The organism is Pseudoalteromonas shioyasakiensis (genome assembly GCF_022398475.1).
Lineage (GTDB): Bacteria > Pseudomonadota > Gammaproteobacteria > Enterobacterales > Alteromonadaceae > Pseudoalteromonas.
Genome location: NZ_JAKEVM010000038.1, coordinates 14,062 through 32,897 on the forward strand (window position 1 = coordinate 14,062; position 18,836 = coordinate 32,897).

Here is an 18,836-nt window from a genome sequence, read left to right on the forward strand (position 1 = left end):
ACTTTTTGTGGGGCGCAAAAATTGAATATTATTACCCTAAGCGTTTTATCGCTTGCTATGTCGACTGATGCTTTTGCAGCTTCAATCACCAAAGGCAGTACGCTTAAAAATCCTCGCGTTCTGAGTGCAATCAAGCTTGGTTTATTGTTTGGCTGTATCGAAGCTATCGCACCGATTGTTGGCTGGCTAATTGGCAGTGCCGGTGCAGATTACGTTGAAGCGTTTGATCACTGGATTGCCTTTGTGTTGTTAGTGGGTTTAGGCATCCATATGTTGCTTGAGAGTCGTAAAGAAGATGACGACGATGAAGAAGAAGTTACACCTAACACTAAGCGCTCTTTCATTGCCACATTACTAACCGCTATTGGCACCAGTATAGATGCGATGACAGTCGGTATTAGCCTAGCTTTCATGAAAGTAAATATTTACTTAGCAGCCGCCATGATAGGCCTAGCAACCACAATTATGGTTACCATCGGCGCGCTACTTGGTAACGTAATGAGTGGCTGGGTTGGCAAAAAAGCCGAAGCAATCGGCGGTGTTGCACTTATCTTTATTGGTTGTGGAATCCTGTACAGCCACACCATGGCTTAACCTAATAGCTTATCAAACTCTTCTTTGGGCATGGGCTTATGAAAATAGTACCCTTGCCCAAGTTCGCAGCCTAAATCGATTAAACTATTCAAATGCTGTTTTTCTTCAATACCTTCAGCCACAATTTGCAAATTCAAGGTATGCGCTAAACTGGTGATGGTTCTAACAATGTCCATACTTTGCGTATCAGTGAGCATATCTCTCACAAAAGATTGATCTATTTTGAGTACATCAACGGGGAAGAGTTTTAAATAAGACAAACTTGAATAGCCCGTACCAAAGTCATCTATAGCAATGGTTAACCCCAAATCAGAGAGTTTATTAAGCATGATTTTTATTTCTTCAAAATCATGCATCAACGCGCTTTCGGTTACTTCAAGCTCTAACAGCTCACTGGCAAGCCCCGCTTGTTCAATCGTATCAGCAACGAGATTACAAAAATTACCATCGGTAAATTGTTTTGCTGCAATGTTCACGGCAACCTTTATGTTATGCCCTTTGTCGGCCCACTCTTTAGCCGCTTTACAGCTTTGCTTAATCACTGACTGACCCAAAGCATGAATGAGACCTGTTTCTTCTGCAAGGGGTATAAAATCCAGTGGTGAAATAAGTTTATTGTCGTTATCTCGAAGCCGTACTAAGGCTTCGACACCAATGATTTTCCGGGTTGCGAGAGCTAGTTTCGGCTGATAAAACACCTCAATCTTATCTTGCTCAATAGCATGTCTTAAGAGCTTTTCAACGCTTTGCCGCTGCTTAAATTGATACTCTAAGTCATCGGAGTAATAGCAAAAACGGTTACGCCCCTGCTCTTTCGCACGGTACATGGCTGCATCTGCATGAGTCATCATTTCTTCTGCTTGAGTAGAGTCAGCAGGGTTAACACTCACCCCCACACTGACCGATAAAATATACTCTTGGCTATCAATACGAAACGGCTCATTCATGGTGTTAATAATGTCGCTGGCAATGGCATCTATCGCGGAGGTGCTCTGCACGTCAGGTAATAAAATCACAAATTCATCACCGCCAATTCTAGCTAACGTGGTGTTTAAATCGATGAGAGACTCAAGGCGCTTAGCCACATGTTTAATAATTAAATCGCCTTGATGATGACCTAGGGTATCGTTTAAGTACTTAAAGTGGTCAATATCAATCAGCATTAAAGCCACTTTTTTCTTCATACTACGAGCAACTTTACATGCATGGGTGACTCTATCATGTAACAACACCCGATTAGGCAAATCGGTCAGTAAATCATGATTTGCTAAATGACTCATTTTCACGGCCATCGCGATTGATTCACTGACATCATGAAACACGATAATACCGCCGATGATGTTACCTTCAATATCTCGTATTGGCGCAGCTGAATCTTCGACCCTATAAACTCGCCCATCAAGCCCGGTTAATTGACTGTTTAACGCCATAGCAACAATGCGCTGCTCTTTTAAAGCAACAGATATAGGATTGACGAGTGTTTTGTTCGATGTTGCATCAACGAGCTTCATTACCTCTTCAATATGGCGCCCTTTTGCCTCTTCAACGAGCCAACCTGTTAATCGCTCAGCAATGGGGTTCATAAAGTTAATAATTGCGTTGTTCTCCGTGGCTATTACGGCATCACCAATAGAATTAAGCATAACCCGTAAACGTTCAGACTCATTCGATAGCAGTTTTTTTGTATGGGTAATTGAGGTGATGTCCGAAAGAGTAAGAATAACACCTACAACTTCTCGCTCTTTTATTCTTAAACTTATTTGCGCTCTAACATATTCAATCTTATTGCGAGGGCTAGGCAACTGAATATTTAAAACTTCTTGCTCTATTCCCTCAGTCAAGCAGCGATGAAAAGCCTTATACAATTCATCAGGTAATACATCTTTGGCGAAACAACCTAACATTTGCTCGCTGCTTTTTGAAAACCAATGGCTGGTTTCATCATTGCTGAAAAGGTTTTCCTCGGTATTTGACCAGTAAGATATATACACAGGTACTTGAGCAACGAGTGTCGAAATATCATTTCGTGCAGCTAATATCTGTGCTTCTTGGTGTTTAAGCTTTAACTGGTTTTGTACTCTGAGCCGGCAGATATTCAAATCAACGGGCTTATGAATAAGATCAATCCCGCCGCTTGCAAAACTTTGATACTCAAAAATTTGTTCATTGTGAGAAGTAACAAAAATCACATGGCTCTGTGCTGTTTTTGGGTTGTTTTTAAGCTTTTTACATACCTCAAAGCCATTCATACCAGGCATTTCGATATCTAGTAAAATAACATCAGGCTGAAAGAAAGTTGCTTTTTCAATTGCTTGAGCACCATTATCGCAACAAACTATCTCACCAAGGTCGCTAAGCGACTCTGCCATAATCATCAAACTAGTAGGCTCATCATCCACTACAAGCACTTTGTTGTGTGAATTTTCATGATGAGAAAAAAGCATATCCATCGCCTCTGCAAGTAGTACATAAAAAAACTCTAGTCCTATCTCACCAGACGCGCCAATATAAAAAATGACTTTTTAATTCTTAAGTTGTAGAAAATCCCAAAATCCAGTCTATGCTTTATTCATCGCTTGGAGGGAATAGTTTGCAACCGGTAGCTAGTAGCACAGATTTAAAGCTTAAAGATTCTGTTATTTTAATTGTTGATGATGAACCAATTAATACAACCGTAATAGAAAGTTTGCTCTCACCCTTCTATAAAACCCACACAACAGATTGCGGTGAAAACGTACTGCACCTGTGCGAGACCGTTAAGCCTGATTTAATACTGCTTGACGTGATGCTTGGCACCATGAGCGGCCTTGATGTTTGCAAGCAATTAAAAAAACACTCCCAATACAAAGATATTCCGGTGATATTTATTACCGCCATTATGGATCAAGATGACCAAAATCGCTGCTGGCAAGCAGGCGCTGTCGATTTTGTATCAAAACCGGTTTATGGCGTCACATTACTTAATCGCGTAAAAGCGCATTTGACCTTAAAAAAACAAGCTGATTTGCTCAAAAACCTTTGTGAACACGACAGCCTCACTGGTTTAAACAACCGACGATTTTTACAAAACACCCTTGATCAAAACATTCGTTTAGCCATCAGAAACGATAAAGCCCTTTCGGTTTTAATGCTCGATATTGATTACTTTAAACAATACAACGACTCTCTTGGTCATCAACAAGGTGACGAGTGTTTAAAACGTGTTGCTAATGAAATCAAAAAAAGTGTTAACCGCCCAACTGATACCACTATTCGCTATGGTGGTGAAGAATTTTTATGTGTATTGCCAGACACCGATATTCAAGGGGCACAATTTATTGCCCATAAGCTATTGGCAAACATTCGTGAACTAGATATTGAACACCCACATGCAACCTCTGGAGTACTCTCTATTAGTATTGGTAGCGCAACATTTTCTGGGCATGGAGCCATCGACACTGGCGAGCTAATTCGCTGTGCCGATAAAGCGCTCTATCAAGCCAAGCACCAAGGGAGAAACCGCTGTGTTTGCATACTTGCTGAACCCAGTTTTAGCTTTTGAGCTAAATCAAACCTTACTACCAACTCACGTTTTCGGTATGGAGGGCTAAACCATGGATTACGAAGTATTACACCAGAAAAAAGCGACAACCTCTGAAGGACGCTTTTTAATACCATTAGCGATTGCTTTTATAGCCGCAATTATGTGCTCAGCAATTTTCTTTTTCGAACTACAACTTCATAAAAATATTAAAAACAGCGTTGCAGAAAGACTGAGAGAATCAAGCGCTACCGTAGATGTGCAAGTCCATGAAAAAATGAATAAATATAAAAACGATTTACAGTTTTTATATTCCACTCCACCTATATCAGGACTTGCCAGAGCTGCAGCAAATGGTGGTAACGACCCTCTTGATAACACTACCTCAGAGCAATGGAAAAAACGTTTAGAAACGATATTCGTTGCATTTTTACAATCAAATTCTGAATTCGAGCAATTACGTATCATCAGTACACAACGAGCAGGACAAGAACTGATCAGGGTAGACAGAGCTGCCGGTGGCATAGTTGTAAAAGCAGATAATCAGTTACAGGATAAAAGTGGCCGTGACTATTACCAGCAAAGTTCGCAATTGTCACAGGGTGATATGTATTTATCAGCAATAACACTTAACCGGGAATATGGAAAGCTCGATTATCCTTATAAACCTATGCTACGTATTGCCTTACCCATCTTTGATGAAAATATGCAGCGCTATGGGCTGATTATTGCAAATATTAATACATCTCAGTTATTTGCATCTCTTAATGCGATGGTACAAGCACCAAACTCATTGATCCTAACAGACAGCGAAGGCTACTTTTTAGTTCATCCTAATGAAGACTTTCGCTTTAGCCGTGACTTAGCACCAAACAAACACTGGGACTCAGTGTATAAGTCTGAACCTGCCTATTTAGAAAATATACTCAGTATTAGCTCTAACTTTGCTGGTAAACAACAATACGAAGCGTTAACTAAGCGCATTCCATTTACTGGAGATTTAGAAACGGGGTTTATAGATGCCCACATTATGCTACCTCACTCTGAAATTAATGCGATGGAACGCGAGCAAAGGATCAGCACTTATGCATTTTTGTTGGGCGTATCTGCTTTTTTGGTGTTTGTACTTGGATTTTTGCATCGAAATTTAAAGCGTAACCGCGAGCTTGCCGAGGCAAGAGCGGTATCTTCAGCCATTATTAGCGGCTCAAAAGATGCCATTATTGCAATAAGTGAGATCGGCCTAGTGTCTAGTTGGAATAAAGCAGCCACTGAATTATTTGGTTTTCAACGTGAACAAGTCTTAGGGGCAGATATAAACAAACTGAATCTATTTCCAAATATTAACATTAAAGAGGTATGTAACGAGGTTAAAAGCCGACGAAAGCAACATGAAATTGAAGTCGACTATCAGCAAAGCAATCAACACACGACTCATTTAGCACTCGCTTTTTCAGCTATTTTTGATGAACATCATCAACACAACGGCACAGCCATCCTCATTCGCGACACTACCGTTGAAAAGCAAGCGAGCGACAAAATTAAGCAAATAAATAACGAACTCGAAATTAAAGTCGCACAAAGAACTGCCCAGCTAGAAAAAGCCAGCCAAGTTAAAAGCGCTTTTATATCAAATATCAGTCATGAGATGCGAACACCACTAAACGGTGTTATTGGCACACTCAATTTAATAAAACGAGAGTCACTAAGTAATCAACAACAGCATTATTTAGAAATGACAGAGGTAAGCGTTAATAGCTTGAACGTACTTATTAACGACATTCTTGATTTATCAAAAATTGAGGCTGGCAAACTCGACTTGGACAAAAAAGCGTTTAACCCTATTAAGTTTTTTGAAAGCTTAAGTGGCAGCATGGCTGTTAAAGCACAAGAGAAAAACCTTGAATTTATTTTAGATATTGCCGATGTTGAGTACAGCTCGATTGTTACAGACCCTCATCGCTACTCACAAGTGATTACCAATTTAATTAATAACGCAATTAAATTTACTAAAACGGGCTTTATAAAATTTACCGCCACAAGCAAACGACTTAGCGATGATAACGTTGAGCTATGCTGCACAATTCAAGATACCGGGATTGGTATTGCGCCTGAAAATCAAAATAAATTGTTTAGTGCTTTCACCCAAGCCGATAACAGTGTGGCTTCGCAATATGGAGGCACAGGGCTTGGTTTATCGATATGTAAGCAACTAGCCTGTTTACTCAATGGACAAATTTCCTTTGAATCAACCGAAGGTAAAGGGAGTACTTTCACATTTACCATTCAGTTAGACAGCCAAAATGTAGAAAAACGCCAACCAAGCAGCCGCTTAAAAGACAGCGTTTTTGCTGTGTCGGTCAAACAACCTGAGCTTGAAAGAAGCCTAACAAAACTAATCTCTCATTGCGGTGGACAGCTCACGAATGTTGACCTAGAAAGCTTTGAGGTAAGCGATAACATGCCCTTTGATACGCTAATTTTAGAGCCTGGCAATCCGTTACTCGCAAAACTTGATAGCTTTAGTGAAAATACCTATGACCATAGCCTGCCCTTTAAATTAGTGGTGCTTATAAACCCAACCGAACCACCACCGCAAGCTAAATTCTGCACCTTTATGCGCTTATCTAAACCTGTGCTTATCTCTGAGTTTTTACTTAAACTAGCTGATGAACGACTCATAAAAGAGCAGCCTGCTCAAGACACAAGACCACTTCGTCGCGAGACTGATACGCAAATTCACATAGATGTTGATATTGCTGGAGCAAAAATCCTGATCGTTGATGATAACGATATAAATGCTGCAGTTGCCAAAGGCACATTAATGAGCTTGGCACTGCGCTTTGAAATGGCGTCGAATGGTCAGCAAGCCATTGAAATATTGGCCAGTGCACCTGAGGACGACCCATTTAACTGCGTATTAATGGACTGCCAAATGCCCGTGTTAAATGGCTATGATGCAGCAGCACAAATACGCAAAGGGGCTGGTGGAGAGTACCATAGCGAGATCCCAATTATTGCCATGACAGCCAATGCCATGCTCGGTGAGCGTAAAAAGTGCTTAAATGCAGGTATGAGCGATTACATCACAAAACCTATCAGTGCAGATAAATTGATTACCACTACGGCGAAATGGGTTGCATCAACGTACCCTAAACATCATACAGCGCCAAAAACGATTGCTGTGCCTGAGGTAAATCAGTCGCCCGCTAAACTGCAAGAAGAATTAATCGATGAAGAAAAACAGCATTGGAATCGCGAAGCAGCCCTCGGTCGTTTGATGAATAACGAGGTGCTATTAAACAAAGTGAGTAAGATGTTTTTAGAAAGCTCACATAAAAAAATAACGCTGCTAACACAAGCAATCAAAGACAAAGACTACCATGCGATTGCAACCACCAGCCATGCGCTTAAAGGGACCTGCGGCGATGTGGGCGCAGCCAAATTGCACCTGCACTTTACTGAACTAGAGGTACTGGCCGCAAGTAAGGGCAATACGCTAAAAGATATTCAACTTAAGCTACTCGAAATCGAAAAAGACTACGAGATTTTGTTAGAAATTTTACAAAAGCATACCGTAGCCAGGGTCGGCTAATTTTATTAAGAGCAAATAAATGGGCTTTGAAAATCAAAGCCCATTTTTCATTAAAGCGCCGCATATTTGTCTTCTAATTTTCATAAAGTGGGAGTATGTTTATACAAACCACTAAAGGAATGACGCTATGACCGCTAAAACGCTGATTTTCAACTTTGATGGCACAGGCAGCGAGCCTCGTGATGCAGAACAATTCAGCGCTGCACACTTCAAAGAAGACGCCAGTATTTCTAATATTCTTAAACTTCATTTACTTTTTGGTGGCGCACTCAATAGCGAACCCGAAACTCCATTTCCAACCCAACTTAGCTTTTATTATCAGGGTATAGGCACCCAAGGTAGCCGCTTTCGACGTTTATTCAATCAAGCCCTTGCACCAAGAGGTGATGATGTAGCTAGCATTTTAAACCGTGCTATGAGCGACTTTAAAAGCTACTACACTGTGGGTGATAAAATACTACTAACTGGTTTTAGCCGCGGTGCTGCCCTTGCTAGGCGCTTTGCCAAATGTTTAGAGCCACTTATTAGTGATGATGTTTACTTATGTGTATTTGATACTGTTGCATCAATTGGTTTTTCAAAGGTAACAAAAGCAACCCGCGGTGCTGAGCACGTTATTTTTGAAAACTACACACTTGCAAGCAATATAAAAGCAGCCCTTCATTGCGTGGCACTTGATGAAAAGCGCCGTGCATTTGAACCCACACTTATTAATAGTGCGCCGCATGTACGAGAGATCTGGTTTGCGGGCGCTCATTCAGATGTGGGTGGCGGCTATTATCGTGATGGTTTAGCCGACATTTGCCTACGCTATGCGATTGAGTGGCTGATTGAACAAACCGTCGCATTAAACTTACTTACCAGTGCGGATATCAATTACAACACCTTGCTCCCAGAAGAGCATCGTAACCTCATTGCTCAAGATGATGTCACCGTTACCCCAGATCCGCTGGCACTTAGCCATCAGCAAAACTATTTTTGGTTTAACCCTTTATTTAAACTGGTAGATCGCGAATGCTGTGTATTAGTTGATAACGAACAAAGCCAGCTCGCGCCAACTATTCATTACACAGTAGCAGAGCGTATTAATCGTTTAACGAGCTATCGCCCTGAATCGTTAAAGAGCCTTCACTACGACGTACTTTATAATGACGAAACTCGCTTAAGCTTTAAGGGTTTAAGCCCGCATATTGCGCTTGATAAACAAAATATGACGGTGCTGAGCATAGACGAAAGTAAAGATGTGTTTGTTTATGGCGCTGAAAAATACAACCACACAGGCTTAATGTTAGAGCAAGGTGGTACTTACCGATTTACGCCTTATCCAGAGCAAACTTGGTATGACGACGGCATTAGTTGCGGCCCTGCCGGCTGGCACCGTGACAATATCCAACTTGGGGTGAAAGAAATCCCGATGGCCGTGCTTGAACCGTTTAGACGTTTACCCCACGCACAATGGTTTGCGTTGATTGGCGCTATCGATAACAACGACGATCATTTGTTTGAAATTGCTGAAGGTGCCGATATTCGTATTGCTAAATCAGGCGAGTTTTGCCCTTTTGCTAACGACCTAAACCGCTTTTATGGGGCGAATGCGGGGCGTATTAAACTGCGGGTGACTCGTTTAGGATAGTTTAGTGTTTGGGATAGTTTAGTGCTTAACATAGCGAGCGATGATCTCAGTTATCGCTTGCTGGTTGTTTAAAATTGCTGAGTTAATAGCCGCTCTGTCTTCTGCTAACAGGGTTGTTTCACTCAGCATAAAATAAACGCTGTCATTATTGACAATATACGGATGCAGCTCGATACCCTGCTGATTATTTTTTTGAATTAAATATAAACCAGCTAGTTCATCATCAACAAAAAAATCGACCCGCCTAGCAACTAGCATAGCGAGGCGCTGACGCAAAGATGACACAGTAACGAGTTGTTCTTTATATTTTGCGTCTTCTTTTAAATGAGTAAAGTCAGGGCCAAAATAACTACCACTATTAGTTAAAATAACTTGCTGATGCTCGAGCAGTCCTTGTAAGTCTAGAGACTCTAAGCGGCCATGCGGGTACCAAAACAAACGCATCACTTCATTACGGTAAGGCTCTGAAAAGAAACTAAAAGAGTCACGATCAGTGCTATAGCTTGCTGCCGGTAGTAAATCGACTTTACCGTGCTTAAGCTCTGCAAAGCCCCGTTTAGATGAAGGCATAACAACATATTTAGCGCAAAATCCTGCTTCTTTTAGCACTAAATTAACCACATCAATATCAATTCCGGTGAGCTTGCCATTTTGCTTAAAAGCATAAGGTGCCCACTGCTGACTAATCCCCACTTTTAGGGTTTTATCGCAGCTAAAAGCCGAGTTACTCAATACAGCAACAACAAGTAAAAACAGCGCTTTTAACCCCATTAAGCCACCTTAGTTTAAATACTTACAGATCATATTATTCAAGTATGGTTGATAATGTCTGAAAGGCCAATGTGTGAAGTGGGAAATCATAAGTTAGCGAGTTTCAAGGGGAAAGAGTAAAGTTGCGAGGTACGAGATTCGAGGTGCGAGGTACGAGGTGCGAGATTCGAGGTGCGAGATACGAGTCTGTAGCAGCGATTTTACATCGGGTCCTAGCACCCAGAACCTAGCGCCTGATGTTTCCCCCGTAGGACTGGCTTTAGCCGGGAAATGTCTTAAGTTAGCGAGTTTCAAGGGGAAAGAGTAAAGTTGCGAGGTGCGAGATACGAGATACGAGGTACGAGTCTGTAGCAGCGATTTTACATCGCGTCCTAGCACCCAGAACATAGCGCCTGATGTTTCCCCCGTAGGACTGCCTTTAACTGGGAAATGTCTTAAGTTAGCGAGTTTCAAGGGGAAAGAGTAAAGTTGCGAGGTACGAGTCTGTAGCAGCGATTTTACATCGCGTCCTAGAACCCAGAACCTAGCGCCTTATGTTTCCCCCGTAGGACTGGCTTTAGCCGGGAAATGTCTTAAGTTAGCGAGTTTCAAGGGGAAAGAGTAAAGTTGCGAGGTACGAGATTCGAGGTGCGAGGTACGAGTCTGTGGCAGCGATTTTACATCGCTTCCTAGAACCCAGAACCTAGCGCCTAATGTTTTCATTCGTAGGCGTGAAACTTGTTTCGCGCGTCTGAAGATAGGAAATTTGAAAAGGTTTACATGGACTATGTTGGGTTCTATTCGCCACTAAAGTACCTCCTACAAGACTTAAATCGCTAAGATGAACACTCGACCTAACCAACCCCACAGGTCGTCTGACCGCTGAAAGCTGAAAGCTGACAGCTTCTTTCCCCTTTCCCCTCGCTAACTTTACTCTTTCTTACTTCCCCCACAAAAAAGCAGCCATACGGCTGCTTTGAAGGGAAATCACATTTTAATGATGGGCATTAAATGTGGTTATTACACTTAAAGTGCTTTCCATACATCCGCGACACCTGGCTCGTCTCCTTGAGTCCACCATTTCGCTTCGTATTTATTACCTTGGTGAGTAACTTGGTCGCCACCGTTATAGATACCCGCAGCTTGCCATACAACATCACCATTACCGTCGGTTGGTTGTGAAGTTGCTTCCCATGGGCCGCCTAAATCAGGGCGCTCGCCTTGTGTCCACCATTTAGCGGTGTACTCTACGCCGTTATAAATTACCGTATCACCACCTACATAGATAGCCGCTGCATCCCATGTCGTTTCACCATCTGGCGGTGTTGTTGTACCCGAGTCTGTCACGGTGACATTAAAGCTCACTGCTGTTGCTGTTTGGCCATCACTTACCGAAACCGACACAACATAACTAGTATCTGCATCAACGCTGCCCGCTTGTAAACTCACATCAGCACCTGAGCCCACTAGCGTTAAGCCTGCTGGCACTGTCCAGCTGTATGAAAGCGCATCGCCATCAGCATCAGATGCCGAAACAGCCACGTCCACACTCGCATCTTCTGCCACTGTTTTATCAGTAATTGCCGCAACGACTGGTGCTTGGTTCTCGCCTGTCGTTGGTGCTACTACATTTACTGTAACGTTACGGCTTACACTTGCCTCGCCATCGCTCACACTCACAGCAACCGTGTATTGCGTATCAGCAGTCACTGATGGCGCTGTGATTACAAGGGTATTTGAGTTTTCGCCAGTTACTGTTAACGCACTGTCAGCTGTCCAGCTAAAGCTTAGTGGATCGTTATCTGCGTCAGTTGCCGATGCAGTCACAGATACACTTTCGCCCGCATTAACAGATACTGTACTTGATACAGATAGCACTGGCGCTCTATTGCTAGGCTCAGTGACGGTACCACCAAGTGCCTCGTGCATGGCATTAAGAATATCGCCATTATCAGCGTCAATTTCCCATGCAAACAAGCCGCCTAGGTTATATTGATTAACATAAGCACCTTTTGCCAAAACAGAACGACGGTTATCGTATGTAATTAATTTACCGTTGCTACGGTTCCATACATAAGCGGCTTCGGCTTGTTCGTCATAACCTGTTTCAAACCCATTGATGCCATTTTCTGCAGTGCCCAACATGTAAGTTTTGATGCCTTTATAATCGATTACACCGTCTTCCCATACACCTTGCGCTGTAGTGCCTTTAAGTTTGCCGTTGCCCGGTGCTGTCATAGGGTTATCAGCGATAGTCGCGTTTTCTGGATAAACACCTTCCCAGCCACGGCCATACATAGCAGCACCTACCACGATTTTTTTCGATGGTACGTTTTGCGCAAGTAGATTTTGCACTGCATTATCAGTTGTATAAGCAGGGCCTTTATATGGAACGCCTTCTTCATCAACACCCGTGCCATCACACTGACCAACACGGAAATGCGATGAACAATAAAGCGCAGCCTGATGGCCAGTTACATTGCTCCATGCACCATAGTAGTCGTAGCTCATTAAGAAAATGTAATCCATATATTGCTGAGCTTGTGAGTAGTCGACATCTTCAATTTTGTCGTAACCTGCACCAATCGCTGATGTTAACTCATACTCACGACCTGTCTCTGCTTCAAGCTTATCGAGCATCGCGCGCAGCTCTTGCATTAGCGCAACGTATGCAGGGCCGTCAGCAACTGGGTCGCCTAAGTTTGGATTAGCACCCTGACCACCCGGGTATTCCCAGTCAATATCAACACCATCGTAGAACTTCCACGTTCTTAAAAACTCTTCCATTGATGCCACAAACGTGTCGCGATTGGCTTTATCGGTAAAGTAGGCAAATGGGTCTGATAAAGTCCAACCACCCACCGATGGTAAAATTTTCAGATCAGGATAACGTTGCTTTAACGCCATTAACTGCGAATACGTACCACGAATTGGGTCATTACTATCAACACCTGGTAGCGCTTTTTGAATCGCAGCCCATGGGTCGTGGATCACCACTTCAAAATCTTGAGAACCCGCACAAGCAGTATTTAGCGCGTTTTTAGGGCCGCCCGTTAACGAGTCATTCGGTCCACAAATTGGAATAAAACCATACAAGATATGACTGAGGTTTTGCGCTGGAATATTGGTTACATCATAGTCACGACCATAAATACCCCATTCAACAAAGTAGGCACCGGTAACAAGGCCGTCTTTTGTACCAATATCTTGGTTGTTTGGATCATAATCCATCGGCAATGGCGCTAAATGGCCGCCATCTGTATCGGCAATAACAATTGGCTTACCTTCACTGCGAGCACAGGTGGTACCGCCTTCACATAGTTCTACATATAATGTATGACGACCTGCTTTATCATACGGGAAGCTAATAACACCACTTTTAGTGCCTGCTGCCAGCGAGCCTTCATTAACCAGCATATCATCGAAATACACTTTGTAGCTGTCGCCGCCGTCACCACTCCATGCGTTCCATTCAATGCTGATAGTGACTTCATCAACACGGTTCACCAAGCTCTTGTATGAACCTGTACCTTCAAGATCAACCTCAACAAATGAGTATTCTTGTGGCTCCCAAATAATGGTTGGTGTTGATGGTGCCGCATTCGCTGCACTTGCAAAGAGTGCAACACCAATGGCTGCGCTTAATTGTTTTATATTCATGATTCTCTCTTATCTATTTTTATATAGCGTTACGCTGTTATTGATAAAGTTTGAACTACAAAACTTTAGATTTCTTTCCATACTTGGCTGGCACCCGGTACATCTCCTTGGGTCCACCACTGCGCTCGATAGCGCTGTCCTTGATAGGTTACTTCGTCGCCGCCTTGATAGGCTTTGCCGCTGTTCCATTCGATTGATACACTGCCAGATTCAAGCTGCCATGCATCACTACTGTCTGGTTGTGCGCCTTGGTTCCACCATTTCGCACTGTAAACTCCGCCGTTAAAACTCACTTTATCGCCCGTGTTGTATTGGCTTGTGCTATTCCAAGCAGGCACGCTCGGATCAACTGGATCAGGGTCGACCACAGTGCTATTAAGCACAGTCACGGTAAAACTAACTTGGCTTGTGAGCTCGCCATCTGACACCGATACACTTACGGTGTAGCTTGTATCAGCATCTACAGAGGGGGCATTTAGCGTGATGTTGGCATCGCTACCCATAAAGCTCAGTGGTGCAGGTACATCCCAGCTATAAGTTAATGTGCTTTGTTGATCATCAAAGGCGTGTAGGTGTATCGCGGTGCTGCTCTCTTCTTCAACTTGAAGGTCATCTGGTTGATGAATAATTGGCGCGGTATTGTCAGGAGCCGCTTGTACGCTTAGTGCAAAGCTGTAGTTTGCATTCGTTGTAAAGACCTGATTAGTCATTAAATCAGACGCATCAAAGGCAATATCTCCGGCGCTATTTTGCACGCCAATATTAACTAAGTGCGCGTAATTAAGGTTTAACAACGCTGCAAATTCAGCCTGCCAATTAGCTTGATTATCAGCTGTGATCTGCATTTGTTGAGTAAGTAACTCTTGGCCATTTTCATCAAATAACCGAGCTGACACACTACCGCCAACCTCAGCGTCTTGTCCTTGACGAACAAAGTAGCTAATTGCTGCCCAATCGGTTGGCTCTGTCGGGGTCGCATCGCTGACAATATTAATATCGCTACAGTTGTAGAAGCCTTCGCCGCCGGCATCATCTCGTTGCCAGCGCGTGTATAAAATGGCATCGCCACTGCGCCCTTGTGGAATAGACACGCTCATTTCATAGTAACGGTCGTTGTTAGCATCAATGCTAAAATCAAGATTGCCGTACTCTTCAACAAGCTCTAGATCGTCCCAAGTAAGCACTTGAGTCGCACTATCAAAGCCCGGTTTTGTTAAATAAAACTGCCAAAAACTCGGGTTATGCGGCGTACTCGCTAAAAATCGCACTAAAATATCGCCATTTGCATTAGGAATAACCTCACTGCGTTGCCAATGCGCTGAAGGTAAATCCATACCGCGTTTTTCTGGGTCGCCTGCGGCACATAATCGGCCATCAGGTACACTTTGTTTTACTGCTTCAAGGTCAGTGTAGTTAACCGTATTTGCCGAGTATTCAATGTCTTGCACAAACTGCACATGTCCTGCTTCAACAAATGCTGCTCGGCAAGCGAGGTTAGGGATCCCAGTGCCATCAGCAGGCCACCAGTACCCGCCATCAGCATTACAAAATGCTTGGCGTGCCTTCGGGCTTTCTAAGAATCCGTGGGCATTCACATGGCTTGATGCACAGGCAAGCAGCATGCTGGTTGCCACTGCCGATAAAGACAATGCCTTTGATTTCATTACTTTCATTGTTGTTCTCGCTGTAGAAATGCGGAGCAAAGTCCTTGCTCCGCTTAGTTGGTTAAAGCGTGCAACTCACCATCCAGTCAGCAGATGTGCCTGGCTCTGTGCTCGTCCACCACTTTGCTTCGTAAATCACGTTGTTGTGATTCATTAGGTCGCCGCCAACAGCATGGCTTGGGTTACCAGCCCAGTCAGTTTGCGGCCAATTTGGATACACAGGGATGCTTGCTACATCAACACCATTACAGCTTCCCTCGCCACCCGTATCACCACCGGTGTCACCGCCAGTATCACCACTGCCAGCTGTGCCATCTGGTAGCATTGGGTATTCAAATTTAAAGGCGTAGGTTTTACCATTTTTCTCAATCGTGAAGTTAGATGGCCCCGTAATTGGCATGTAGTACATAACTTGCGCCTCAACGGTTTCACCAGTGTTAAATGACTTTTCGATACCGCCCCACTCATTCACTAAGGTGATTGAAAAACGATGGAACTCATTTTCAAAGCCACCGATATTATCGCCAGCCGCATTAGAGCCATTCGCTTCAACTGCCATGCCGAGCTTTTCTTGTGCATTCCAATTCGATTTGAAAATTGCCGAGGTAGAAACGGGCACATCAAAGCTGATTTTCGCGCCGCTTAAATCGATATCTGAGTTATTGGTGAATGCGAATGTAGGTGAAATCGGATAGTTATCATCACCAATTGGGAAGTCTTTCACTGTAAAGCTTACGTCAACAGCTTCGCTTGGCATGGTGAAATCGACATTACCTTGATGAGTGTTGTAAGCCACACCACTTTGGTTAAATTTATCGTAAGCAAGTGTGGTTAAGCTTGAGCCCATGAAATACTCACCTTTCGCTGAGTCATAATCATAGTCACCAGCAAGCTCCCAGAACATGATGCCACCAAGGCCATTGTTGATAACATAATCAACTTTGGTTGCCATTGATTGCTCATCTTCAATTGATAAGAATACCTTTTTCTCTGCATTCCAAAGCCATGGAGCAACAGCTACATCATCGTAGAAACGTGTGTAAGTTCCGGTTAATACATCATCTGCATCGGTTTCTGGCGTTAGGCCATAGATTTCAAGGTAAGAAGGGTTAATGCCATTTTCGAGATTTTTCGCATGCCATAGTGGGTTCGAACCTGCTGGCATTTCTTCACCAACATCGTTCTTATCGTGCCATAGGTTATCAATGCCAAGTGCGCCATTACCGCATTGGTTTTTCTCACCAACGCCAGTCCCTTTCGCACATTTTGATTGATCTGGCAGCGCTGCTTGGCCCCATAAACCATTAGTACCGCCCGACACATCTTTAAAGCCACGGGTGTAATATGGAATACCAATATTGATTCGACCTGCAGAGACCGCACCGCGGAAGTAACGCACAGCCCAATCCGTATTTAAGTAGCCAATACCTTCAAACTCAGCGGTGGTATAAACGCCCCATTGCGCTAATTCAGAATCAAGACCGGTATCAAACAAGGCTGCGTTATGGCCTACATGTGAATTCCATGCACCATGTAAGTCATAAGACATAATGTTAACGTAATCGAGATACTTCACGCTTTGGAATGTTTCCATGCCACGTAATAAGTAACCTGAAGATGGCGAAGCAATCGTTAACAAATAATGCTTACCAGCCTTTTCACCTGCAATATCAAGTTCTTCACGTAGTTTTTGCATCAATACACGATACGAGGCGTTAAGGCCTGCGCGACGAGCATTAGAAATAGGAAAATCATCAGGGTGGCCTGAGTCGTTCATTGACGATGGGTATTCGTAATCAATATCGACACCATCAAAACCGTAGATTTCAATAAACTCAACCGCGCTTTTCGCAAAAGCATCAATTCCCGCTTGGTTCACAGAGCCATCGGCATTGGTTGTCATCGTGTAGAAACCACCACTGTTTACGCGAGTACCGTCTTCACCAAAATAACCACCGGTTTCAGCCCAGCCACCTACAGAGATTAAGGTTTTTACATCTGGATGTTGTTTTTTGAATTTATTGAGTAAGTTAAAGTGACCTGTGTAACTAAAACTTGGATCCATTTCAGCGCCTGTAACGCCCGGCCAAGTCATGTTTGTCGCTGGGTTGCCAGCAGCATTTGGATCACCAATCGAGACCTTGTTATTGCCATCAACATGCGCGAAGGCATAGTTAATATGGGTTATCTTGTCCCAAGGAATATCGTTAACTAAGTAGCTTGGCTGACCGTTGGCACCATTTCGCCAACTCGTAAAATAACCAATAACTCGGCGCGGGTGATCTGGGCCCATTTTCTCACGGCCATTTTCATCATACACGCTACAGTATGGGGTATTGACACCCGGTGTTTGGTATAAGCCTTGTGGTTTACAATCTGTACCGGGTTCTGTTGCTTCAACAACATTAACAACTTTGCTTTGTGTATCCGTCGCGCCTTCGTTATCGGTCACTGTTAAGGTAAATGAAAATTGCCCAAGTGCTGGAGCCTGCCAACTGTAACTGGAAGAAGCAGCACTTGCTTGATGAACTTCAGTGCTGTTTTCAGTTAACGATAATGCGGTTACTTGGCCATCGCTATCAGTGCCAGAAAGCGCAAACACCACACTGTCACCCACCATGACTTGTGATGGCAGTGAGCTAAATTCAATGCTTGCCACTGGCGCTTGGTTAACCGGCTCAACGTCATCAGACACACTCACTGAATGTGCAACCGCTGTAGAGGTTAGCCCTAAATCATCCGTTGCGACCGCACTAATCACATGGCTGCCTTGCGTTGCTTGCCAGCTCGCTGAGTAAGGTGTGCTTGTCACTACACCCAGCGATGTTCCATCAACAAAAAACTCTACACTTGCCACGCTACCATCAGGATCAGTAGCGACAGCACTTATGACAACGCTGTCACTAGTGGTAAATAAAGAACCCTCTGCGGGTGTTAAGCTGCTAATTTGAGGCGCTTGATTCTCATTGACAACGCTGTCACAGACACCCAATAAACGCCATTCTTGATCGACACCAGAAGTCTCCACAGGGTTGGTTTGCGTCCACCACTTAGCTTCATAAGCGCTACCTTGTGCCTGAACCTGATCACCACCAACATGTGTTTGCCCTTGTTGCCACACTTCTAAGTTGCTGCAATCAATCGCAGCCTGTGCTGTAAAGCCGTATAAACCTAGTGACAGCGCACTCAGTTTAAAGGCATTTTTTATTAATTTATGCGAGCTCATTCGCTCCCTCCGCCCAAAGTTTTAATAACATTTATTTTACAAATCCAACTTTAAAGTAACACAAAGCGCTATTACGTCAAGCTTGCATTTACCTATAAAGGGTAAAATAAACACACTTTTTGATGCTAGGCTAAGTTAAAACCACTAAAAAAGAATTAATTATTTTTATCAAAAAGCAAAAACGAGGATGATTC

The 18,836-nt window shown here is 43.4% G+C and carries 9 protein-coding genes; 4 read left to right on the forward strand and 5 right to left on the reverse strand.

What is annotated here, in order from left to right:
- Positions 1-21 precede the first annotated feature (21 nt).
- The gene (locus tag L1D51_RS09125; RefSeq protein WP_239963491.1) at positions 22-594 is read left to right on the forward strand and encodes a manganese efflux pump MntP; all 573 of its coding nucleotides are present in this window, start codon (positions 22-24) and stop codon (positions 592-594) included.
- Here the strand turns inward: L1D51_RS09125 and L1D51_RS09130 are convergent.
- Positions 591-3,038, reverse strand: a complete 2,448-nt coding sequence (locus tag L1D51_RS09130; RefSeq protein WP_239963492.1) for an EAL domain-containing protein — start codon at positions 3,036-3,038, stop codon at positions 591-593. The two genes, L1D51_RS09125 and L1D51_RS09130, sit on opposite strands and share 4 nt — an antisense overlap.
- A gap of 146 nt (positions 3,039-3,184) precedes the next feature.
- Here L1D51_RS09130 and L1D51_RS09135 point away from each other — a divergent pair, with 146 nt between their 5' ends.
- From L1D51_RS09135 to L1D51_RS09145, 3 genes are all read left to right on the forward strand, one after another.
- Entirely contained in the window at positions 3,185-4,135 is a 951-nt protein-coding gene (locus L1D51_RS09135) for a GGDEF domain-containing response regulator (RefSeq protein WP_239963493.1), read from the forward strand.
- A 52-nt stretch (positions 4,136-4,187) separates the two neighbouring features.
- Positions 4,188-7,709 (forward strand): ATP-binding protein, encoded by a 3,522-nt coding sequence (locus L1D51_RS09140; protein ID WP_239963494.1) that lies wholly within the window; start codon positions 4,188-4,190, stop codon positions 7,707-7,709.
- Positions 7,710-7,836: 127 nt separating this feature from the next.
- Positions 7,837-9,342 carry a phospholipase effector Tle1 domain-containing protein gene (locus L1D51_RS09145; protein WP_239963495.1) on the forward strand — a complete coding sequence of 502 codons (1,506 nt, stop codon included), beginning with the start codon at positions 7,837-7,839 and terminating at the stop codon, positions 9,340-9,342.
- Positions 9,343-9,360: 18 nt separating this feature from the next.
- Here L1D51_RS09145 and L1D51_RS09150 read toward each other — a convergent pair whose 3' ends face one another.
- From L1D51_RS09150 to L1D51_RS09165, 4 genes are all read right to left on the reverse strand, one after another.
- On the reverse strand, positions 9,361-10,113 hold the full coding sequence (locus L1D51_RS09150) for a substrate-binding periplasmic protein (protein ID WP_239963496.1): 753 nt from the start codon (positions 10,111-10,113) through the stop codon (positions 9,361-9,363).
- Between the two features lie 1,005 nt (positions 10,114-11,118).
- On the reverse strand, positions 11,119-13,752 hold the full coding sequence (locus L1D51_RS09155) for a glycosyl hydrolase family 18 protein (protein WP_239963497.1): 2,634 nt from the start codon (positions 13,750-13,752) through the stop codon (positions 11,119-11,121).
- Between the two features lie 65 nt (positions 13,753-13,817).
- Positions 13,818-15,425 (reverse strand): lytic polysaccharide monooxygenase, encoded by a 1,608-nt coding sequence (locus L1D51_RS09160; RefSeq protein ID WP_239963498.1) that lies wholly within the window; start codon positions 15,423-15,425, stop codon positions 13,818-13,820.
- Positions 15,426-15,477: 52 nt separating this feature from the next.
- Positions 15,478-18,642 (reverse strand): glycosyl hydrolase family 18 protein, encoded by a 3,165-nt coding sequence (locus tag L1D51_RS09165; protein WP_239963499.1) that lies wholly within the window; start codon positions 18,640-18,642, stop codon positions 15,478-15,480.
- Between the last annotated feature and the right edge of the window lie 194 nt (positions 18,643-18,836).

Bases quoted from the DNA above. Each gene is read 5' to 3' on its own strand.
- L1D51_RS09140 (WP_239963494.1), top strand. From the start codon at position 4,188: ATGGATTACGAAGTATTACACCAGAAAAAAGCGACAACCTCTGAAGGA.
- L1D51_RS09160 (WP_239963498.1), bottom strand. From the start codon at position 15,425: ATGAAAGTAATGAAATCAAAGGCATTGTCTTTATCGGCAGTGGCAACC.
- L1D51_RS09165 (WP_239963499.1), bottom strand. From the start codon at position 18,642: ATGAGCTCGCATAAATTAATAAAAAATGCCTTTAAACTGAGTGCGCTG.
- L1D51_RS09150 (WP_239963496.1), bottom strand. From the start codon at position 10,113: ATGGGGTTAAAAGCGCTGTTTTTACTTGTTGTTGCTGTATTGAGTAAC.
- L1D51_RS09145 (WP_239963495.1), top strand. From the start codon at position 7,837: ATGACCGCTAAAACGCTGATTTTCAACTTTGATGGCACAGGCAGCGAG.
- L1D51_RS09130 (WP_239963492.1), bottom strand. From the start codon at position 3,038: ATGCTTTTTTCTCATCATGAAAATTCACACAACAAAGTGCTTGTAGTG.
- L1D51_RS09155 (WP_239963497.1), bottom strand. From the start codon at position 13,752: ATGAATATAAAACAATTAAGCGCAGCCATTGGTGTTGCACTCTTTGCA.